Here is a 16,789-nt window from a genome sequence, read left to right as displayed (position 1 = left end):
GAGGTGTCGATTGCGTCCCTTCCGAAGGTCCCCCCTCGTCGCCGCCGTCACCGCGGTCTCCGCGTTGCTGGGCGCATGGGCGCTGGCCGTCTCGCCCGGCCGGGTGTCGTACGGCGAGCCGGCCGACCCGCCGCCGGTCACCGACCTGCGGGTCGCCTATCTGGGCACCGGGCACCGGAGCATCGGCCTGATCGAGGGCTCCGGGGCGACGGCGACCGCCGTGCCGCTGTTCGGCGGCGGGCCGGCGCACTTCGACGACGAGGCGTCCGCCGGTGGGGACGTGGTCGCCTGGGTCAGCCGGCGGGAGTCGGAGCCGGCCCAACTGTGGATGCGGCGCGGTGTGGGGGAGCCGGTTCGGCTGACCGACGACCCGGTGCAGGTGGCCGGTTCGCCCTCGGTGTCTCCGGACGGCAGCCGGATCGCCTTCGAGCTGACCCGGGAGGGTGTCGGTAGCTGGCGCGACATCTTCGTGATCGGCACCGACGGCACCGGCCTGCGCCAGGTCACCGACGGCACCGGCGACAACCGGCGGCCCACCTGGTCGCCGGACGGCTCCGCCCTGGCGTTCGAGTGCCGCGACGACGCGGGCGTGCCGCAGGTCCGGCGCGTGTCGACCGACGGTGGGCCGGTCACCGCCCTGACCGCCCGGCCGGAGGGCGCCGGGGAGCCCGCCTGGGACCCGGACCCCACGCACGACCGGATCGCGTACACGGCCGCGCCGCAGCGCCCGGACGAGCGGCAGATCCACCTGATGAACAGCGCCGGGGGCGACGACCGGCTGCTGCTCAACGACCTCTGGGAGAGCCACCGGCCGAGCTGGTCGCCGGACGGGACCACCCTGGCGTTCCTCAGCCGGACCACCAACACCGACGGTGCCCGGGGCGCGGTCGACCTGGTCTACACCGGGGTGCCGCGCGACGACTGGTGCCCCTGCGAGGCGGTGCTCCGCCTCGCCGAGGACCGCCTCGTCGGCGACCCCGCCTGGTATGTCCCGCCGGGCGGCGGCCCGCCCCGTCTGCTGGTCAGCCGGACCACCGCGCCGGATCGGTACACGGTGACGTTGCAGGACATCCGCCCCGACGCCACCGACCCCCGGGACCTCGGACTGACCGTCCTGCGGGAGGACCCGGGTGCGGCGACCGACCCGGACCGGCTCTGGCGGCCCGTCGACGGCGACCCCTGGACCGCCCGCCCCGACTACTCCCCGGACGGCCGGCGGATCGTGGTGAACCGGTTCGAGACTGTGGCCGGCCGCCGGGTCTCCCGCCTCTGGGTGGTCGACGCCGACGGTGGCAACCCCCGGCCGCTCCCCCTCGCCGGCCGCGCGGACTCGGACCTGGAGACCGACCCGGTCTGGTCCCCGGACGGCACCCGGGTCGCGTACGCCCTGGCCGGCCCGGGCGGGCCGAGCCGGGTGGTGGTGGCTGACGTGGATACCGGGGAGCGCCTGCTCACGGTACCGCCGGGAGCCGGCGCGGACCGGTCCGACAGCCAGCCCGCGTGGTCGCCGGACGGGTCCAAGCTGGCGCTGGTTCGGGGGCAGCCGGAGGGGGCGGCGGCGGACAGCCACGTGTGGACGGTCGACGCTCGGGACGGCACCGGGCAGCGGGACCTGACCGCCGCGGGTTGCCCGGGGTGCACCGGGGCGGACTACGGCCCGAGTTTCTCCCCCGACGGCACCCGGATCGCCTTCGGGCGGGGCACCGACGGGCTGGTCGTCACCGACACCGCCGGCGGCGACTGCCAGGTGCTGGCGCCGCAGACCCCGGAGGCGGACTGCGCCGGCCCGCTGACCGCCCCGCCGGGCGGCCCGCACCGGCCCCGGGACGTGGCCTGGTCGCCGGAGGGGCACCGGCTCGCCCTGAACTCCCGCCGGTACACCGACCCGGCCAGCCCCGAGTACGTCAAGACGTACGACTTCGACACCGGCGTGCTGGACGGGCTGACCTGGGAGCTGCCCGGCCGGCACCGGAAACCGACCTGGCAGCGGTCGGTGGACCTGGCCACGGCGGTCCTGGAGCCACCGGCGCCGGTGCGGGTCGGCGAGCGGACCACCCTGACCCTGACGGTCACCGACCGGGGGCCGACCCCGGCCACGAACGTCCGCCTCGACCTGCGGGTGCCGGACGGCGTCGAGGTCACCGCCCTGGAGCCGGAGGCGGGTTCCTGCCAGGTCGACCCGCCCGGCTGCGACCTGGGCGCCGTCGGGTTGGGCAACACCGTCCGGGTGCGTGTCGAGCTGACCGGGGTGACCGCCGGGACGTACCCGCTGGCCTGGTCGGTCGGGGGGTGGACGGCCGACGCCCGGCCCTCGGACAACGAGGCGGCCGTGCCGGTGACCGTCACCCCGGTTCCCGTGCCGACGACCACCCCGCCGGCGACACCGACGCCGGCGCCGAGCAGCCCGGCCCCGACCGGCCTGGAGATCACGGTGACGGTCAACCCCACCCCCGGGTACGTGGGCGGGCTGGTCACGGTCACCTACACCGTCCGCAACACCGGCGGCCGGGGCGTGACCGGGATCCGGATCACCCCCGTGCTGCCGGCCCGGGTGCCGGTCCGTACCCGCCCGGCGGGCTGCGCCGCGACCTCCTGCCCGGTCCCCGACCTGGCCCCGGGCGCCCGCCGGACGCTGACCTTCGTGCTGGCCCCGACCGCGGCGACGGCGACGACGGTCCGTGGCGCGGTGGCCGGCGACGGCGGGCTGGCCGACACCGCCCGGGCGCCGTTCCGGGTGGTGCAGCCCCGGATCGTGGCCGTTCCGGACATCGGGCCGCCGGGCTTCGTCACCTCGATCCGGGGCACCGACTTCCCGCCCGGCGTGCCGGTGCGGCTGGCCTGGGACGTCGGCCTCACCGTGGCGGCGAACCCGGCCGTGCCGGCGGCCGACGGCACGTTCGCGGCCCAGCTCCTGGTGGTGCCGCGCGACCAGCTCGGCCCCCGGAGGGTCCTGGCCACCGGCCCGGGGTTCGGCCCGGTCCGCACCGACTTCCGGGTGGTCATGCCCGCCCAACAGCCGCCCGGCCTGCTCGGTCGTGGCTGGTGAGGGGAGGACGACGATGATCAACGAGGTGGACGAGGCGCTGCACGCGCTGCTGACCGAGGAGCTGCTCGCCGGCACCGACGTGCAGTTGGCCTTCGACGCGCCGACCCGGGAGTGGGAGGCCCGGCGCAACGCCCCGACGGTGAACCTGTTCCTCTACGACGTACGGGAGGATATGGCCCACCGCCGGGAGGGCCGGATCGAGGAGTGCGACGTGGACGGCGTGGTCGTCGCCGAGCACCGGCCGCCCCGGTACTTCGCCCTGTCGTACCTGGTGACCGCGTGGACCGCCCAGCCACAGGACGAGCACCGGCTGCTCTCCGTGCTGCTGGCCGGGCTGGTCACCCACGACGTGCTGCCCCCGGGCCGGCTGGTCGGCGGCCTCGCCGACCTGGGGCTGACCGTGCCGATGAGCATCGCGGTGCCGCCGAGGCGGGACCGAGGGCTGGCCGACATCTGGTCCGCCCTCGGCGGCTCGCTGAAGCCGTCGCTGGACCTGGTGGTGACCACGCCGATCGCGGCGTCCACGGCCTTCGCGGCCCAGCCGGTCACCGACGGGCTCCGGCTGCGCACCGGCGCCCGGTCCGATCCCGCCCCGTCCGGCCCCGGACGCACCGCCCGCCCCCGCGCCCGCCGCCCGGGCGACACAGCGGCGGAGCAGCCGCCCGCCGGGACGGAGACCCGGCGGCTACGCCACCCGGACCCCGCCCCCGGGGAGACCGCCACCCCGATCGGGGTACGCCGGGCGCGGGGCACCGCCGCCGAGCGGCAGCGACGCCAGGGCACCGGCGGGCCGATCCGGGACGGCCGCCGGTGACCGGCGTACGCGAAGACGCCCGGACGGCCCCGGAACCCGAGCGGACCGAACCGCCGGGCACGACGTACCTGCGGGCCCGGCTGTTCCTGGTGGAGCAGCGGGTCCGGCGGGCCGTCGCCACCGCGCGCGCCGCCGACCCGGCCCCGGACGACCCGCTGCGTGGGCTGCACGTCTCCGACGAGGACGCCTGGCGGCTCGTGGACGACCCGGCGCCACCGGCCCCGGACGAGATCGCGGCCGAGGCGGTGGCGACCGCCGACCGGTGGGCCGACCGGGCCCGGTCGGCGGGTGGCCGGGTGCCGCTGCGGGAGTTGGCCGAGGACTTCGCACTGACGCCGTTGGACGTCGAACTGCTGCTGATCGCGCTCCTGCCCGACCTCGACCAGCGGTACGAGCGGCTCTACGGGTACCTCAACGACGACGTGACCCGGCGACGGGCGACGACCGGGCTGGCCCTGGGGCTGTGCGGGGTCTCCCCGGTCAGCGGGGCGGCTCGGACCCGCCTGGCCGGCAGCGGCCCGCTGGTGGCCGGCGGCCTCCTCCTCGTCGAGGAGGACGACCGCCCCTTCCTGACCCGGAGCCTGCGGGTGCCGGACCGGGTCACCGGCCACCTCCTCGGGCAGGACGGCGGCGACGGGCGCGCCGACGGCCTGGCCCGCCGGGTGCCCCGGCCGGCGGATCGGCAGCCGGTCACCGACGGGCTGGCGGCGGCGCTGCGCGCCGGTGACCGGCTGGTCTACCTGCGCGAGGAGCCCGGCGGGGCGGCCGACGAGCTGGCCGCCGCCGCCCTGCTCGCGGCCGGCTGGTCGGTCCTGGCCCTCGACCTGGACGCGCTGGGCGTCGACCCGACGCCGGAGGAGGCCCTCGCCGTCGTGGTGCGGGAGGCCCGGCTGCGCCGGGCGGGCCTGGTCGTCGGCCCGGTCGACACCCTGGACCCGGCGGCCGGCCCGGCCCACGCCCGGCTGCTGCGCCGGCTCACCGCCCTGCCGGTGCCGGTGCTGCTCACCGGCCGGCTGCGCTGGGACCCGTACTGGGCCGACCGGTCCCCGCTGCTGGTGACCGCCGCCCCAGCCGGGGCGGCGGAGCGGATCCGGCTGTGGCGCGCCGCCCTGGCGGGACGCTCGGTGGGGTTGGCGGCCGACGTCGACCCGGAGCGGGAGCTGTCCGCGTACGTGCTGGCGCCCGACCAGGTGCGGCGGGCGGCGGTCGCCGCGGCCCAGCAGGCCGTCCTCGACGGTTCCGACCGGGTCACCACCCGGCACGTCCGGGCGGGGGTGCGCTCGCAGAACGCGGCGGCGCTGGCGAAGCTGGCCCGGCGGGTGGAGCCCGCCGTCGGCTGGGACGACCTGGTCCTCCCGGCCCCGGCCCGGGACCAGCTCACCGAGCTGGCGTCGCGGGTACGCCACCGCGACCAGGTGTTGGGCGGGTGGCGGCTGCGCCCCGGCGGGGGGCGGGGGCGCGGGGTGACCGCCCTGTTCGCCGGGGACTCCGGCACCGGCAAGACCATGTCCGCCGAGGTGGTCGCCGCCGACCTGGGCCTCGACCTGTACGTGGTGGACCTCTCCACGGTGGTCGACAAGTACGTCGGCCAGACCGAGAAGAACCTGGAACGGATCTTCACCGAGGCGGCCGGGGTCAACGGGGTGCTGCTGTTCGACGAGGCCGACGCCATCTTCGGCAAGCGCTCCGAGGTCAGCGACGCCCACGACCGGTACGCCAACCTGGAGAGCGCGTACCTGTTGCAGCGGATGGAGTCGTTCGACGGGGTGGCGGTGCTCACCACGAACCTGCGGGCCAACCTGGACGAGGCGTTCCTGCGCCGGCTCGACGTCGTCGTGGACTTCCCGATCCCGGACGTGGCACAGCGGCGGGCGCTGTGGGACCGCTGCCTCGGCGTCGAACTGCCCCGCGCCGACGACGTCGACCTGGGCCACTGCGCCCGCGCGTTCGAGCTGAGCGGGGGCGGCATCCGGGCCTGCGCGGTCAGCGCCGGCTACCTGGCCGCCGCAGCCGGGACGCCGGTGACCATGGCGATGGTCATGACGGCTGCCCAGCGCGAGTACCGCAAGCTGGGCCGCCTGCTCCTGCCGGCAGCCCCGTCGAACGGCGCCCGGCCCCGCCGAGCCTGACGTCCCGCCTCGGCTGACGTCCCGCCCTGGCTGGCGGTAGACGCCGGCCCGCTAGGTGAGCGTGACGTCCCAGGCGGTGTTCCCGGCGGGAGTCGCCGTGACCGGTGCGGACTCCACCGGGTTGTTGGGGGCGAAGGGGGAGGTGAAGTTGTGGGTGACCGCCGGGCTGGTCCAGGTGCCACCCCTGGCGTCCCGGCGCTTGATCTTCCACCTGAAGCTGACCGAGTACCTGGCGAGCCAGGAGCCGGGAGTCATGGCCACCCGGCCCGACCAGCCCGGGTGGTCGTTGAACTCGATGCTGTTGCTCCCGACGGCGATCGCCTCCGGGGCTTCGTCGTACTCCGGTTGGTAGGGACCGTCCTGCGCCCAGGCGCTGGGACGCTGCTCCTTCTTCTCGAAGTCCCCGTCGTCCTCCACCCGCTCGTAGTAGACGAAGCTGTCCTTGACCTGCTGCTTGAAGTCGTAGATCGCGGTCACGCTGCGGGGCAGGTTCTCCGGCGCGTGCAGGGTGGCGACCTGGTAGAAGCCGATGTCCTGCTTCTCGTCCAGTCGCTGCGTGGCCGGCCCCTCGTACTCGGACCTGAAGCTCAGCCGCAGGCTGTTGAGATCCGCCTCCGGCAGGTCCGGCTGGTCCTTCTTCCTGGTGCTGGAACGGGTGCTGCGACCCCCACCACCCGGGTACGGCTCCCGGCGACTGCCCGACGTCGCCGTGTCGTCCACATCCGCCTTCGGCGTCCGCTGCACCGGGGTCTGCGCCCCCGGCAGCGTCAGCGGGGGCAACTCGACGGTGTCCTGTGCCGTCTGCGGCGCGGGGTCGGTGGCGAGGACGCGAGCGGCGTTCGCCTCGGCCTCCCGCTCGAACCGGTCACCCGGGTCGCTGATCCGCAGCCCGGCCCCGTTGTCGGTGCCGGCGACCGGCCCCAACCGCTGCTGGATCACATGGGTCAACTCGTGTGCCAGGGTGTGCCGGTCCGTGCCCCCGTCGCCGAGGACCACGTGACTGCCGGAGGTGTACGCCCGCGCCCCGATCCCGGCCGCCGACGCCCGGGCCGCCGAGTCGTCGTGGATCCGCACGTCGGAGAAGTCCGACCCCAGCCGGGCCTCCATGTCGCCCCGGGTCGCGGCGTCCAACGGCCGCCCGCCGGAGCCGAGCACCGAGGCGACCGACCGCTGCACCTGCTCGGTCTGCGGGTGTCCGCAGTCCGCGCCGTGCTCGTGCCGGTCCTGCTCGACCATCCCCGCCGCCGCGCGGTTGCCCACCGTCCGCTGTAGGGCGATGACCTCCCGCGGGCTGTGCCCGGGACCGGCCCGCCCCGGTACGACGGCGTCGGCCCGCCGGCCGGCGGCGCGGCCCGGCCGGGCCGGCGCCTGGCGCTCCTGGGGGCTCGATGTCAGGTCGGACCGGTGATGACGCACGTCCGGGCACCTCCTCGACCGCAGGTGGGCATCGACGGCCAGCGTAGGCCCGGTTCGGGCGGTCGGTCGAGGGTCGTCCGGCCAGGAGTACGGCCCCTGCCCCTGTGGTGCGCGGGTCTGCCCCTGCGCGGTCCGTAGGGACCTTCCCGCCGGCTGCCCGGCCGAGCAGGCTGGCCAGCGTCCGCCGACCTGGCAGAGGAGCTTGCATGCCGACGTACCTGTCCCCAGGCGTGTACGTGGAGGAGGTGCAGAGCGGTTCGCGTCCCATCGAGGGCGTCGGCACCGCGGTCACCGCCTTCCTGGGATTCGCCGAGAAGGGGCCCTTCCACACACCGACCCTGGTCACCAACTGGAGCCAGTACGTCCAGCTCTTCGGGGGGATGGTAGAGGGCGCCTACCTGGCGCACGCGGTGTACGGGTACTTCACCAACGGCGGCGGCGTCTGCTACGTCGTCCGGATCGGCGACTCGGCCGGCCGCAAGAGCGGCGGCCGGGGCGTGCAGAAGTCGCTGCCGGCCGGTGAGCCGTCAGCGCTTGGCACGTTCCGGGTGGTCGCCCTGCCGGCCGCCGGTGGCGAGGTCACCGTGGAGGTCGCCGACGTCGAGGGCGAGGGGGCCGGTGAGGACCGGTTCCGGCTGATCGTCCACTCCGACGGCAAGCCGGTCGAGGAGTACGACGGTTCCTTCCGGCGCAACAAGACCTCCGTGGTCAACCAGGTCCGCGAGCGGTCCAAGCTGATCACCATGGAGGAGGCCACCCCGGCCAACTCCCTGGCCCGGCCGGTCAACCAGACGGTCACCCTGGCCCCGCCCGCAGCACCCGCCGATGCCCTCCCGGCGACTCTGTCGGCCGACGAGTTCGTCGGGGACGTCGACTCCCGCACCGGCCTGGCCGGGCTGGAGGCCATCGACGAGATCACCATGGTCGCCGCGCCGGACCTGATGGGGGCGTACCAGCAGGGGGTCGTCGACCTGGAGGCGGTAAAGGCCGCCCAGCTCGCCCTGATCTCGCACTGCGAGCAGATGGGGGACCGGATGGTCCTGCTCGACCCGCCGCCGGAGCTGACCGCCCAGCAGGTGCGCGGCTGGCGGCAGGACGAAGCCGGGTACGACTCCCGGTACGCGGCCCTCTACTACCCCTGGGTGAAGGTCTTCGACCCGAGCACCGGACGGGCGGTGTTCATGCCGCCCAGCGGCCACCTGGCCGGCCTCTGGTCCCGCAACGACACCGAGCGGGGGGTGCACAAGGCGCCCGCCAACGAGGTGGTCCGGGGCGTCGTCGACCTGCAGAACAACGTCACCAAGGGTGAGCAGGACCTGCTGAACCCGATCGGGGTCAACTGCATCCGGGCCTTCCCCGGGCGCGGCGTCCGGGTCTGGGGCGCGCGGACCCTCTCCTCGGACCCGGCCTGGCGCTACATCAACGTCCGGCGGCTGTTCAACTACGTCGAGGAGTCCATCCTGCTCGGCACGCAGTGGGTCGTGTTCGAGCCGAACGACCAGCGCCTGTGGGGCACCATCCGGCGCAACATCGCCGCCTTCCTCACCGAGGAGTGGCGGCGGGGCGCCCTGTTCGGGGCGACTGCGGCCGAGGCCTTCTACGTCAAGTGCGACCACGAGACCAACCCCCCGGAGGTGATCGACCGGGGTCAGGTGGTGTGCGAGATCGGCATCTGCCCGGTCAAGCCCGCCGAGTTCGTCGTCTTCCGCCTGGCGCAGTTCTCCGACAGCACCAGCCTGGTCAGCGACTGACCGGGCCGGGCCCCGCGTACGACGACCGGACCGACCATGACGAAAGGCGGCCACGATGGCCAGTGGTGACACCCTCATCGTGCACAGCTTCCAGGTGGAGCTGGGCGGCATCCAGGTGGAGCTGGTGCAGGAGGTCAGCGGCCTGACCGTCGAGCTGGACTCGATCGAGGTCAAGTCGGTGACCCCCACCGGCGAGCTGATCATCCGCAAGATCCCCGGGGCCCGGAAGGCCGGTGAGGTGACCATCACCCGGGGGCTCGACCAGAGCAGCGCCTTCACCGACTGGATCAAGGAGACGTTCCTCAAGGGCGCGGTGGAGGCGGCCCGACAGAACATCAGCATCATCCTCAACAACGCCGACAAGTCCGAGACCCGGCGCTTCGACCTGACCAACGCGTGGGTGAGCAAGTGGGAGGGGCCGGGGCTCAAGGCCGGCGACCCGACAGCGGCGACCGAGAAGGTCACCGTGGTGTACGAGGAGATCAGCGCGCAATGAGACGCCGTGGCGTCTCGGCCGGGGGGCTCGACACCCTCGTCGACCCGGCCGACGGGCCGCAGGAGCCCGCCGCGCCGGTGGTCGCGCCACCCGCGCCCGTCCGGCTCCAGACGGAGTTCACCTTCCAACTACCGCGGGGGTACGTCGACGAGGACGGCACCGTGCACCGGGACGGCAGCATGCGGCTCGCCACCGCCCGGGACGAGCTGACGCCACTTGTCGACCTGCGGGTCAAGCAGAACCCGGCGTACCTGTCGATCGTCCTGCTCAGCCTGGTGGTCACCCGGCTGGGCACGATCACCCAGGTACGCGCGGAGGTCGTCGAGCGGCTCTTCGCCTCCGACCTGGCCTTCCTCCAGGATCTGTACCGGCGGATCAACGCCGAGGGGCACACCCTCGCCGAGGTCACCTGTCCCTCCTGCGAGTCGGTGTTCGAGGTGGACCTGGCGGGTGGTCGCCCGGGGGAATCGTGACGTACGGGGCCGACCGGCTTCACGAGGAGGTTTCGTACGTCGCCTACCACTTCCACTGGCCGCGCGCCGAGATCCTCGATCTCACCCACGTCGAGCGGGCCCGGTACGTGGGTGAGATCGCCCGCATCAACACCAGGATGAACGAAGGTCAGTGAGGCACGATGGGGCTACGCGACAGGATGCGGCGGCTGGCCGCCGACGCCCGCGCCCGGGTGGCGGCGGGCCCCATCGCCGTCCACCCGTCGCCCGGCCCTGAACCGACGCCGGCCGCCACCGCACCGGCATCGACGGCCCCGGGTCCGACGCCCGACGCCGGGCCGGCGGGGCCCGCCGACCCCGCCTGGTGGAGCCTGCCGCCGATCCAACGGGCCCTGACCCCCGCGCCGGTGCTGGTCACCGACCTGCTCCGGTTCGCCGACCGGCTGGGCACCTTCCAGGACCCCACCCTGCGTACGCCGCTCGACCACCTGGTCAGCGACCAGGCGCCCCTCGGGGTGGCCCGCGACCTGGCCCGCCCACGTCCGGTCCGACCGGGGGCCGACCGGGGGCCGACCGCACACCTGCCAGCCGTCCAGCGCCGCGTCCCCGACCGTCCCGCCACCGGTCCGGCGGCGGAAACCGGGCGCCCGCCCGCGGAGCCGGCGGGAGCCGACCGTCCGGCCGCCGCCGGAACCGCCCCGGTCCACCGCTCCGCGCCCGGGCCACCGCTACCTGCCCTCCCCGGGCCGACCCCGGCCCGGCCCGCCGACGGCGGGTCTACCCGGTGGGGGAGACCGCCGGCGGTCGCCGCCCCTGCGGCCCGGGCCAGGCCGCTGGTGACCGCGCCACCACCCGCCCCGACCCGCCGACTGACCGGCACCCCGCGCGCGGACGCCCCCTCGGCCCCACCGCTGACCATGCTCCAGCGGGCCCTCCGGACCCCGTCCACCCAGTCCACCAGCGGAGTCACCGCGCCCTCCCCGACGGGCACCTCGGACACGGCTGTCGTCCCGCCCTCCGTCGGGCCCGTCACCCCGACCGGCGGCCGGGCCCGCACCGTCCCGGCCGCCCCCACCCGCCGATCCGCCGAGGCCGCGCCACGCACCGGCGACCCCCCGGCCCTCGGTCCGCCGGGTGGCGCTCCGCCGTCCGGGGAGTCCGGTGGGGCCGGATCCGTACCGGACTCCCCGGGGACCCCGCGGGTCGGTCCGCGCGCCGACCCCGCGCCGGCACGGAGCGACCCGCCCCCGGTCCGCCGCACCACCCGGCCGGGTCTCGGTGATCCGCTCCCCGCGCTCCCCGGGACCGCCCGGATCACCGCGTCCGGTCGCCGGGCCGCTCCCGCGCCGACGGCCGGGGCCGGTGCGCGGGCGGGCCGGGACGGGCCGGTCGGTCCACCCCCGACGGTGCAGCGGGCACCGACGGGACGGGAACCGGACGGGGCGATCCCCACCCGGACGGCGGTCACCCGAACGGTCAGCACCCCCACCATCCCCGCGTCCGGGCCGGACGTCCCGCGCCGATCCGGGAAGGACCCCGCTCCGTCCCCGCCCCCGAACACGACCACGGCCCCGACCACGACCACGGCTGGCCCAGCGCCGCCGGCCGGAGCGAGCCACACCGCCCCGCCCGTCGTCCGGAACTCCCCGAACCCGCCCGAGCCGGGCACCCCGGACGGCGACACCTCCCCGGCGCGCCGTCCCGCAGACCCGCAGACCGGTGCGTCCCCGACACCCCACAGACCGGTCCGTGCCGGCCTGGGACCGCCGCTGCCGGCCGACGCGCCGCCGCCCGTGGTACGCCCGGGGCCACCGGTCGGCCCCGGCACGACAAGCTCGCGGGCGGGCGCCCCCCGGGCCGGCGCACGGCCGGCCGCCACGTCGCCGCTCCCTCGGGCCGGCCGGTCCCCGGACCCAATTCCGGCCGCCGAGCAAGCGGCCCGGCAGCCGTCGCCCGCGCCACCGGTCGTCGCCCGCGCCCCGGCCGGCCCGTCGGGGGAACGGCCGTCGCCGGTCGCCCCGGGTGGGGGCCCGCACCGCGCCGTGTCCGTTCCGCCACGCGTGCCGGTCCGCCCCTCGCCGGCCGGGCCGACGACGGGTGGGCCTTCGACGGGTGGGCCTTCGACGGGTGGGCGGAGCACCGCCGGGGAGCCGACCGGACCGGTGGTCCAACGGCTCCGGTGGCGGACCCCCGGTGCGCCCGGCACCGCGCCCGGTCCCGGGACGACGGTCGTTCCCCGCCGGGCCGCCGCGCCCCCGACGCCACACCTTCCGGGTGACAACACCACCTCCGGTGGCACCGGCCCGGAGTTTCCCGCCCGCTCCGGCGCCGGGCCCGCCCCGGCCGGAGACACGGCTGTCGCCGGGGCGGGCCCGGCCACCCGGGACGGTTCCGGTTCCGCTGTCGCCCCCGGGCCGTCCGCCGCCCGGGAACCCGTGCCCACGCTGGTCCAGCGGCGGGTCCCGTTGCTGGCCGAGCGCCAGCTCACCCTGCTCACCGACGTGCCACCCGCCCCGGCCGATCCGGCTCCGGCAGCCGACGCCCGGCTCACGGTGCCGGTGACCTGGCGGACCCGCGGCGACGGAGCCCCGGAGGCGCCCCCCGGTGGACGGCCCGCCACCGCGGGGACGTACCCCGGCCGCCCGGCGGTCGTCCAACGGGCTACCGGGATCGCTGCCCCGGACGGACGTGGGCACGCACCAGCCGGCGCGGGGAGGCCCCACGCGCCCGCCACCGACCAGCCCCACGGCGGCCCGTCCCACAGCAACCGGGACGGACCTGCCGGGGCGCGTCCGGGTGACGGTCCGAGCCCGCTCCTGCCCGGGGTCACCGGTCCAGCCCGGAGTGCCCCGCCGACCGGGTCGCCCCGGTCCGCCGCCGCTCACGGCGCACCGCTGCGGGAGGCCACCGGGGGCGTACCGATGCCGGCGCTGCGGACGGCGGCGCCGGTCACGGCCGGAGGGTCCGGGGCCACCACCGGGCCGGCGCCGGCGCAGCCGGCCGCGCCGGTCCAGCGGGCGACGCTCCGGCCGGCGGCCCAGACCACCGCCGCCCGGCCGGCGACCACCGGGCCGGCGCGGAACGTCGCCGGGACCGTTCAGCGGCGCAACACCGTCGAGTCGGCCGGCCCGGACCGGGAGCCGGACGTGGAGGCCGTGCTGCGGGGCCTCGACCGGCGGCACCTGGACGCCTTGGCCCACCGGCTGGTCGAGCCGATCAGCCGGCTGGTCCGGGCCGACCTGCGGGCCAGCCGGGAGCGGTCCGGCCGGTGGCGGGACGGCCCACGGTGAGCCCGCCCAGCGGCCGGGCGACCGCACAGGCAGCACCGCCAGCGCACGGGCCGCACGGGTCGGAGCGCACGAACCAGCAGGAGAGGGGGTACGGGAATGGCCGGTGGCGACCCCGGGACGAGCGTCCACTTCCGGCTCCAGGTCGACGGCATCGACCTGGGCGACTGGAACAGCTGTGACGGCCTCGGCTGCGAGGTGGAGCTGGAGCAGTACCAGGAGGGCGGCAACAACGAGTTCGTCTGGCAGCTCCCGTCGCGGTTGCGGTACACGAACGTCACCCTGACCCGCCCGCTGACCCGGGACACCGCCAAGGTCTCCAGCTACCTCGCCCAACTGCCCAGCGGGGTGCGCCGAGGGACCGCGCAGATCGCGGCGCTCCGGCCCGACCTGGCGCTGCTGGTGCAGTGGGGGCTGGCGGACGTGGTCCTGGTGCGGTGGTCGGGGCCGTCCTTCGACCCGAACCGCTCCGAGGTGGCCAGCGAGAGCATCGAGCTGGCGTACCACGGCTTCCTGGAGGTCGGCTGATGCGGTCGCGGGCCGGCAAGGTGGCGGCGCACCTCCAGCGGTACCAGCCGCCCACGTCCGGCGGGAGCCAGCCCGGCGGGACCCTCGGCGGGCCGATCGCCTTCATGTTCAACCCACAGCAGCTCGCCCTGACCAAGTCGGCGAACTGGATCCCGCACGTGGTACGCGGCGCGGCGGACGTCGGCGTCGCCGAGTTCAGCGGGTCCGGCCCCCGGACGCTGAGCCTGGAGATCTTCCTGGACGCCACGGACACCCACTCCCGTAGCGTCCAGGAACGGGTCGACGCCCTGCTCACCTGCTGCGTGCCGACGAAGGCGAGCATCGCGGCGAAGGCGCCGTCCCCGCCGTGGGTGAAGTTCGCCTGGGGGCAGTTCCAGACCGTCTCCTTCTACTCGTACGTCAGCCAGATCAACGCCACGTACAGCCTGTTCGACCCGGACGGCACCCCGCTGCGGGCCACCTGCTCGTTGACGCTCAACGAGGTCAGCGGCGCCACCCCCGGGCAGAACCCGACGTCGGGCAGCCGCACCGCCCGCCGGGTGCACCGGCTGGTGGCCGGGGACTCCCTGGAACTGCTGGCCCACCGCGAGTACGGGGACCCGACCGCGTGGCGGGTCATCGCGGAGGCCAACGACATCGACGACCCGGTCCGGTTGCGGCCGGGCCGCCAACTGCTGCTGCCCGCCCCCGACGAACTGCGCACCCAGGAGGGGCCCCATGTCCAGCGGTGACCACACCAACAACCTGGTCGTCGGCCTGCCCGGGCCGCTGCCCCGGGCCTGGGCCGACCGGCTGGTCTCGGCGGTCGTGGAGGACAGCACCAACCTGGCCGCGACGGCCACCCTGCGCTTCCGGGACCAGCAGAGCCGGTTCCTGCGCGACAACGGGGTCACCATCGGCACCGACCTGACCGTCCGGGTCCGCACCGGCCACGACGCCGCCCCGCTGCCGCTGTTCAGCGGCGAGGTGGTGACCCTGGAGTCGGAGTACGACGGCGTCGGCACCTTCACCACCGTCCGTGCCCTGGACCTGTCCCATCGGCTGATGCGGGGTCAGCGGGTCCGCAGCTTCGTCAACCGCAAGGCCTCCGACATCGCCCGGGAGGTCGCCGCCGCCGCCGGGATCCCGGTCGGCCGGATCGACCCCACCCCGACCGTGTACGAGACGGTCACCCAGCCGAACGTCAACGACTGGGAGTTCCTCAAGATGCTGGCGGTCGACAACGACGCCGAGGTGGTGGTCGTCGACGGCAGGTTCGAGTTCCGGCGGTCGGTGCGGGCCGCCGCCGCCCCGGGTGCCGGGGTCACCGCCGAGCAGAGCCCGTTCGTCGTCGAGATGAACGAGAACCTCCTGTCGGTGCGCTCCACCGTGACCTCGGTCGGCCAGGTGGCCGGGGTCACCGTGCGCGGGTGGGACGTCCGGGCCAAGCGGCCGGTCCGCACCGAGGTCAGCACCGACGCCAGCGACGAGGTGCAGATCGGCACCACCCCGGGTAAGGTGTCCCGGCCCTTCGGCGCGGCCCGGCTCTGCGTGGCGGACGTGCCGTACCGGACGGCGGCCGAGACCCGGGCGGTCGCCGGCGCGGTGGCCGCCGACGTGACGGCGGCGTTCGCGGAGTTGGAGGTCGGCATCCGGGGCAACCCCCGGCTGCGGGCCGGGGTGCCGCTGTCGTTGCAGCGGGTGGGCAGCCCGTTCGAGGGGAAGTACACGACCACCGCCAGTCGGCACGTCTTCGGCCCCGCCCAGTTCTACGAGACGTGGCTGACGGTCAGCGGCCGGCAGGACCGGTCGACGTGGGGCCTGGCTACGGCCGCCGCCGCGCCGGCCCGGGCGATGCGGGTGCCGGGGCTCGCCGTCGGGATCGTCACCAACACCAAGGCCGACGTGGACCGCCGCCATCCCGAGCGGGTGGGCCAGGGCTGGGTGCGGCTGCGGTTCCCCTGGTTGACCGATGCCCCGGACTACGAGACCGACTGGGTGCGGACGGTGCAGCTCGGCGGGGTCGGCGGGGGCGGGGTGTTCTGCCCGGAGGTCAACGACGAGGTGCTGGTCGGCTTCGAGCAGGGCCTGCTGGACCGCCCGTACGTCATCGGTGGGCTCTACAACGGGGTGGACAAGCCGTCCCCGCACGACGGCGCGCTGGTGGACGCCTCGTCCGGGCGGGTGAACCGGCGCTCGTTCGCGTCCCGCAGCGGGGACCGGATCGAGTTCCTGGAGTCCCAGCTCCCCGCCGGGCCCCGGGGGATCCGGCTGTGCACGTCCCGGGACCGACTCACCGTGCACCTCGACGAGCGGCGTACGGCGGTGATCATCCACAGCGATGGCAGCGTCGAGATCGAGGCCCGGCAGCAGGTCACGGTGAAGGGGCGCGGGATCACCCTCGACGCCGGAACCGGTGAGCTGACCCTCAAGGGCCGGTCGGTGACCGTCGATGGCGGCACCCAGGTCGACATCCAGGCACCACTCGTCAAGCTCAACTGACCGGAGGAACGCCACATGCCACCGGCCGCGCGCATCGGTGACCAGATCAGCCACCTCGCCACCGGGCTCACCCCCGGGCCACCCACCGGGACGATCGGCCCACCCGGCGGGCGGGCCCTGCCACCCGGCACGCCCAGCGCCCCGCTGCTCGGGGTCTCCAGCGTGCTCATCGCCGGGAAGCCCGCCGCCGTGGTCGGCACCGTCTGCGTCTGCGACAAGCCGCCGCAGCACGCCGTGCTCCTGCTGACCAACCGGATCGTGCCGGCCGTGCCGCCGCCGCTGCGCCGGGTGCTGATCGGCGGGCACCAGGCCGCGCGCCGGGGCGACGCCACCACCTGCCGGGCCGTGGTGAGCACCGGTGCGCCGACCGTGCTGATCGGCGGGTGAAA

13 protein-coding genes are annotated in these 16,789 nt (G+C 75.8%); 12 read left to right on the top strand and 1 reads right to left on the bottom strand.

Annotation, left to right across the window (positions count from 1 at the left end; all coding sequences use genetic code 11):
* The first annotated feature begins 10 nt into the window (after positions 1-10).
* Genes ACH4T9_RS18850 through ACH4T9_RS18840 form a run of 3 tightly spaced genes read left to right on the top strand, consistent with a single transcriptional unit; the run spans position 11 to position 5,989 of the window.
* Positions 11-3,046, top strand: a complete 3,036-nt coding sequence (locus tag ACH4T9_RS18850; protein WP_396672154.1) for a hypothetical protein — start codon at positions 11-13, stop codon at positions 3,044-3,046.
* A gap of 13 nt (positions 3,047-3,059) precedes the next feature.
* On the top strand, positions 3,060-3,860 hold the full coding sequence (locus ACH4T9_RS18845; RefSeq protein WP_396672155.1) for a DUF4255 domain-containing protein: 801 nt from the start codon (positions 3,060-3,062) through the stop codon (positions 3,858-3,860).
* On the top strand, positions 3,857-5,989 hold the full coding sequence (locus ACH4T9_RS18840) for an AAA family ATPase (RefSeq protein ID WP_396672156.1): 2,133 nt from the start codon (positions 3,857-3,859) through the stop codon (positions 5,987-5,989). The genes ACH4T9_RS18845 and ACH4T9_RS18840 overlap by 4 nt, the downstream gene beginning before the upstream one ends.
* A 51-nt stretch (positions 5,990-6,040) precedes the next feature.
* Here ACH4T9_RS18840 and ACH4T9_RS18835 read toward each other — a convergent pair whose 3' ends face one another.
* The gene (locus tag ACH4T9_RS18835; RefSeq protein ID WP_396672157.1) at positions 6,041-7,405 is read right to left on the bottom strand and encodes a DUF4157 domain-containing protein; all 1,365 of its coding nucleotides are present in this window, start codon (positions 7,403-7,405) and stop codon (positions 6,041-6,043) included.
* A gap of 206 nt (positions 7,406-7,611) precedes the next feature.
* On the opposite strand from ACH4T9_RS18835, the gene ACH4T9_RS18830 reads away from it, so the two are divergent.
* The 9 genes from ACH4T9_RS18830 to ACH4T9_RS18790 all read left to right on the top strand — a co-directional run bounded on the left by ACH4T9_RS18830 (position 7,612) and on the right by ACH4T9_RS18790 (position 16,787).
* Complete coding sequence (locus tag ACH4T9_RS18830; protein ID WP_396672158.1) at positions 7,612-9,156, top strand: phage tail sheath family protein; 1,545 nt, start codon at positions 7,612-7,614, stop codon at positions 9,154-9,156.
* Positions 9,157-9,211: 55 nt separating this feature from the next.
* Positions 9,212-9,652, top strand: coding sequence for a phage tail protein (locus tag ACH4T9_RS18825; protein ID WP_350888746.1), 441 nt, complete (start codon positions 9,212-9,214; stop codon positions 9,650-9,652).
* Entirely contained in the window at positions 9,649-10,125 is a 477-nt protein-coding gene (locus ACH4T9_RS18820) for a hypothetical protein (protein WP_396672159.1), read from the top strand. Before ACH4T9_RS18825 ends, ACH4T9_RS18820 begins: the two co-directional genes overlap by 4 nt.
* On the top strand, positions 10,122-10,280 hold the full coding sequence (locus ACH4T9_RS18815) for a DUF6760 family protein (RefSeq protein ID WP_396672160.1): 159 nt from the start codon (positions 10,122-10,124) through the stop codon (positions 10,278-10,280). The genes ACH4T9_RS18820 and ACH4T9_RS18815 overlap by 4 nt, the downstream gene beginning before the upstream one ends.
* Before the next feature lie 1,986 nt (positions 10,281-12,266).
* Positions 12,267-13,394 (top strand): hypothetical protein, encoded by a 1,128-nt coding sequence (locus ACH4T9_RS18810; RefSeq protein ID WP_396672161.1) that lies wholly within the window; start codon positions 12,267-12,269, stop codon positions 13,392-13,394.
* Positions 13,395-13,490: 96 nt separating this feature from the next.
* Positions 13,491-13,919, top strand: coding sequence for a phage tail protein (locus ACH4T9_RS18805; RefSeq protein WP_145772721.1), 429 nt, complete (start codon positions 13,491-13,493; stop codon positions 13,917-13,919).
* Positions 13,919-14,650: a peptidase M23 gene (locus tag ACH4T9_RS18800; RefSeq protein ID WP_396672162.1), complete on the top strand. Its 732-nt coding sequence runs from the start codon at positions 13,919-13,921 to the stop codon at positions 14,648-14,650. Before ACH4T9_RS18805 ends, ACH4T9_RS18800 begins: the two co-directional genes overlap by 1 nt.
* Complete coding sequence (locus ACH4T9_RS18795) at positions 14,637-16,400, top strand: VgrG-related protein (protein ID WP_396672163.1); 1,764 nt, start codon at positions 14,637-14,639, stop codon at positions 16,398-16,400. The genes ACH4T9_RS18800 and ACH4T9_RS18795 overlap by 14 nt, the downstream gene beginning before the upstream one ends.
* Positions 16,401-16,415: 15 nt before the next feature.
* Complete coding sequence (locus ACH4T9_RS18790; protein WP_396672164.1) at positions 16,416-16,787, top strand: PAAR domain-containing protein; 372 nt, start codon at positions 16,416-16,418, stop codon at positions 16,785-16,787.
* The last annotated feature ends 2 nt before the right edge of the window (positions 16,788-16,789 follow it).

The sequence above is a fragment of the Micromonospora sp. NPDC020750 genome, assembly GCF_044334565.1.
GTDB lineage: Bacteria > Actinomycetota > Actinomycetes > Mycobacteriales > Micromonosporaceae > Micromonospora.
This window is presented reverse-complemented; position numbering and strand designations above follow the sequence as displayed.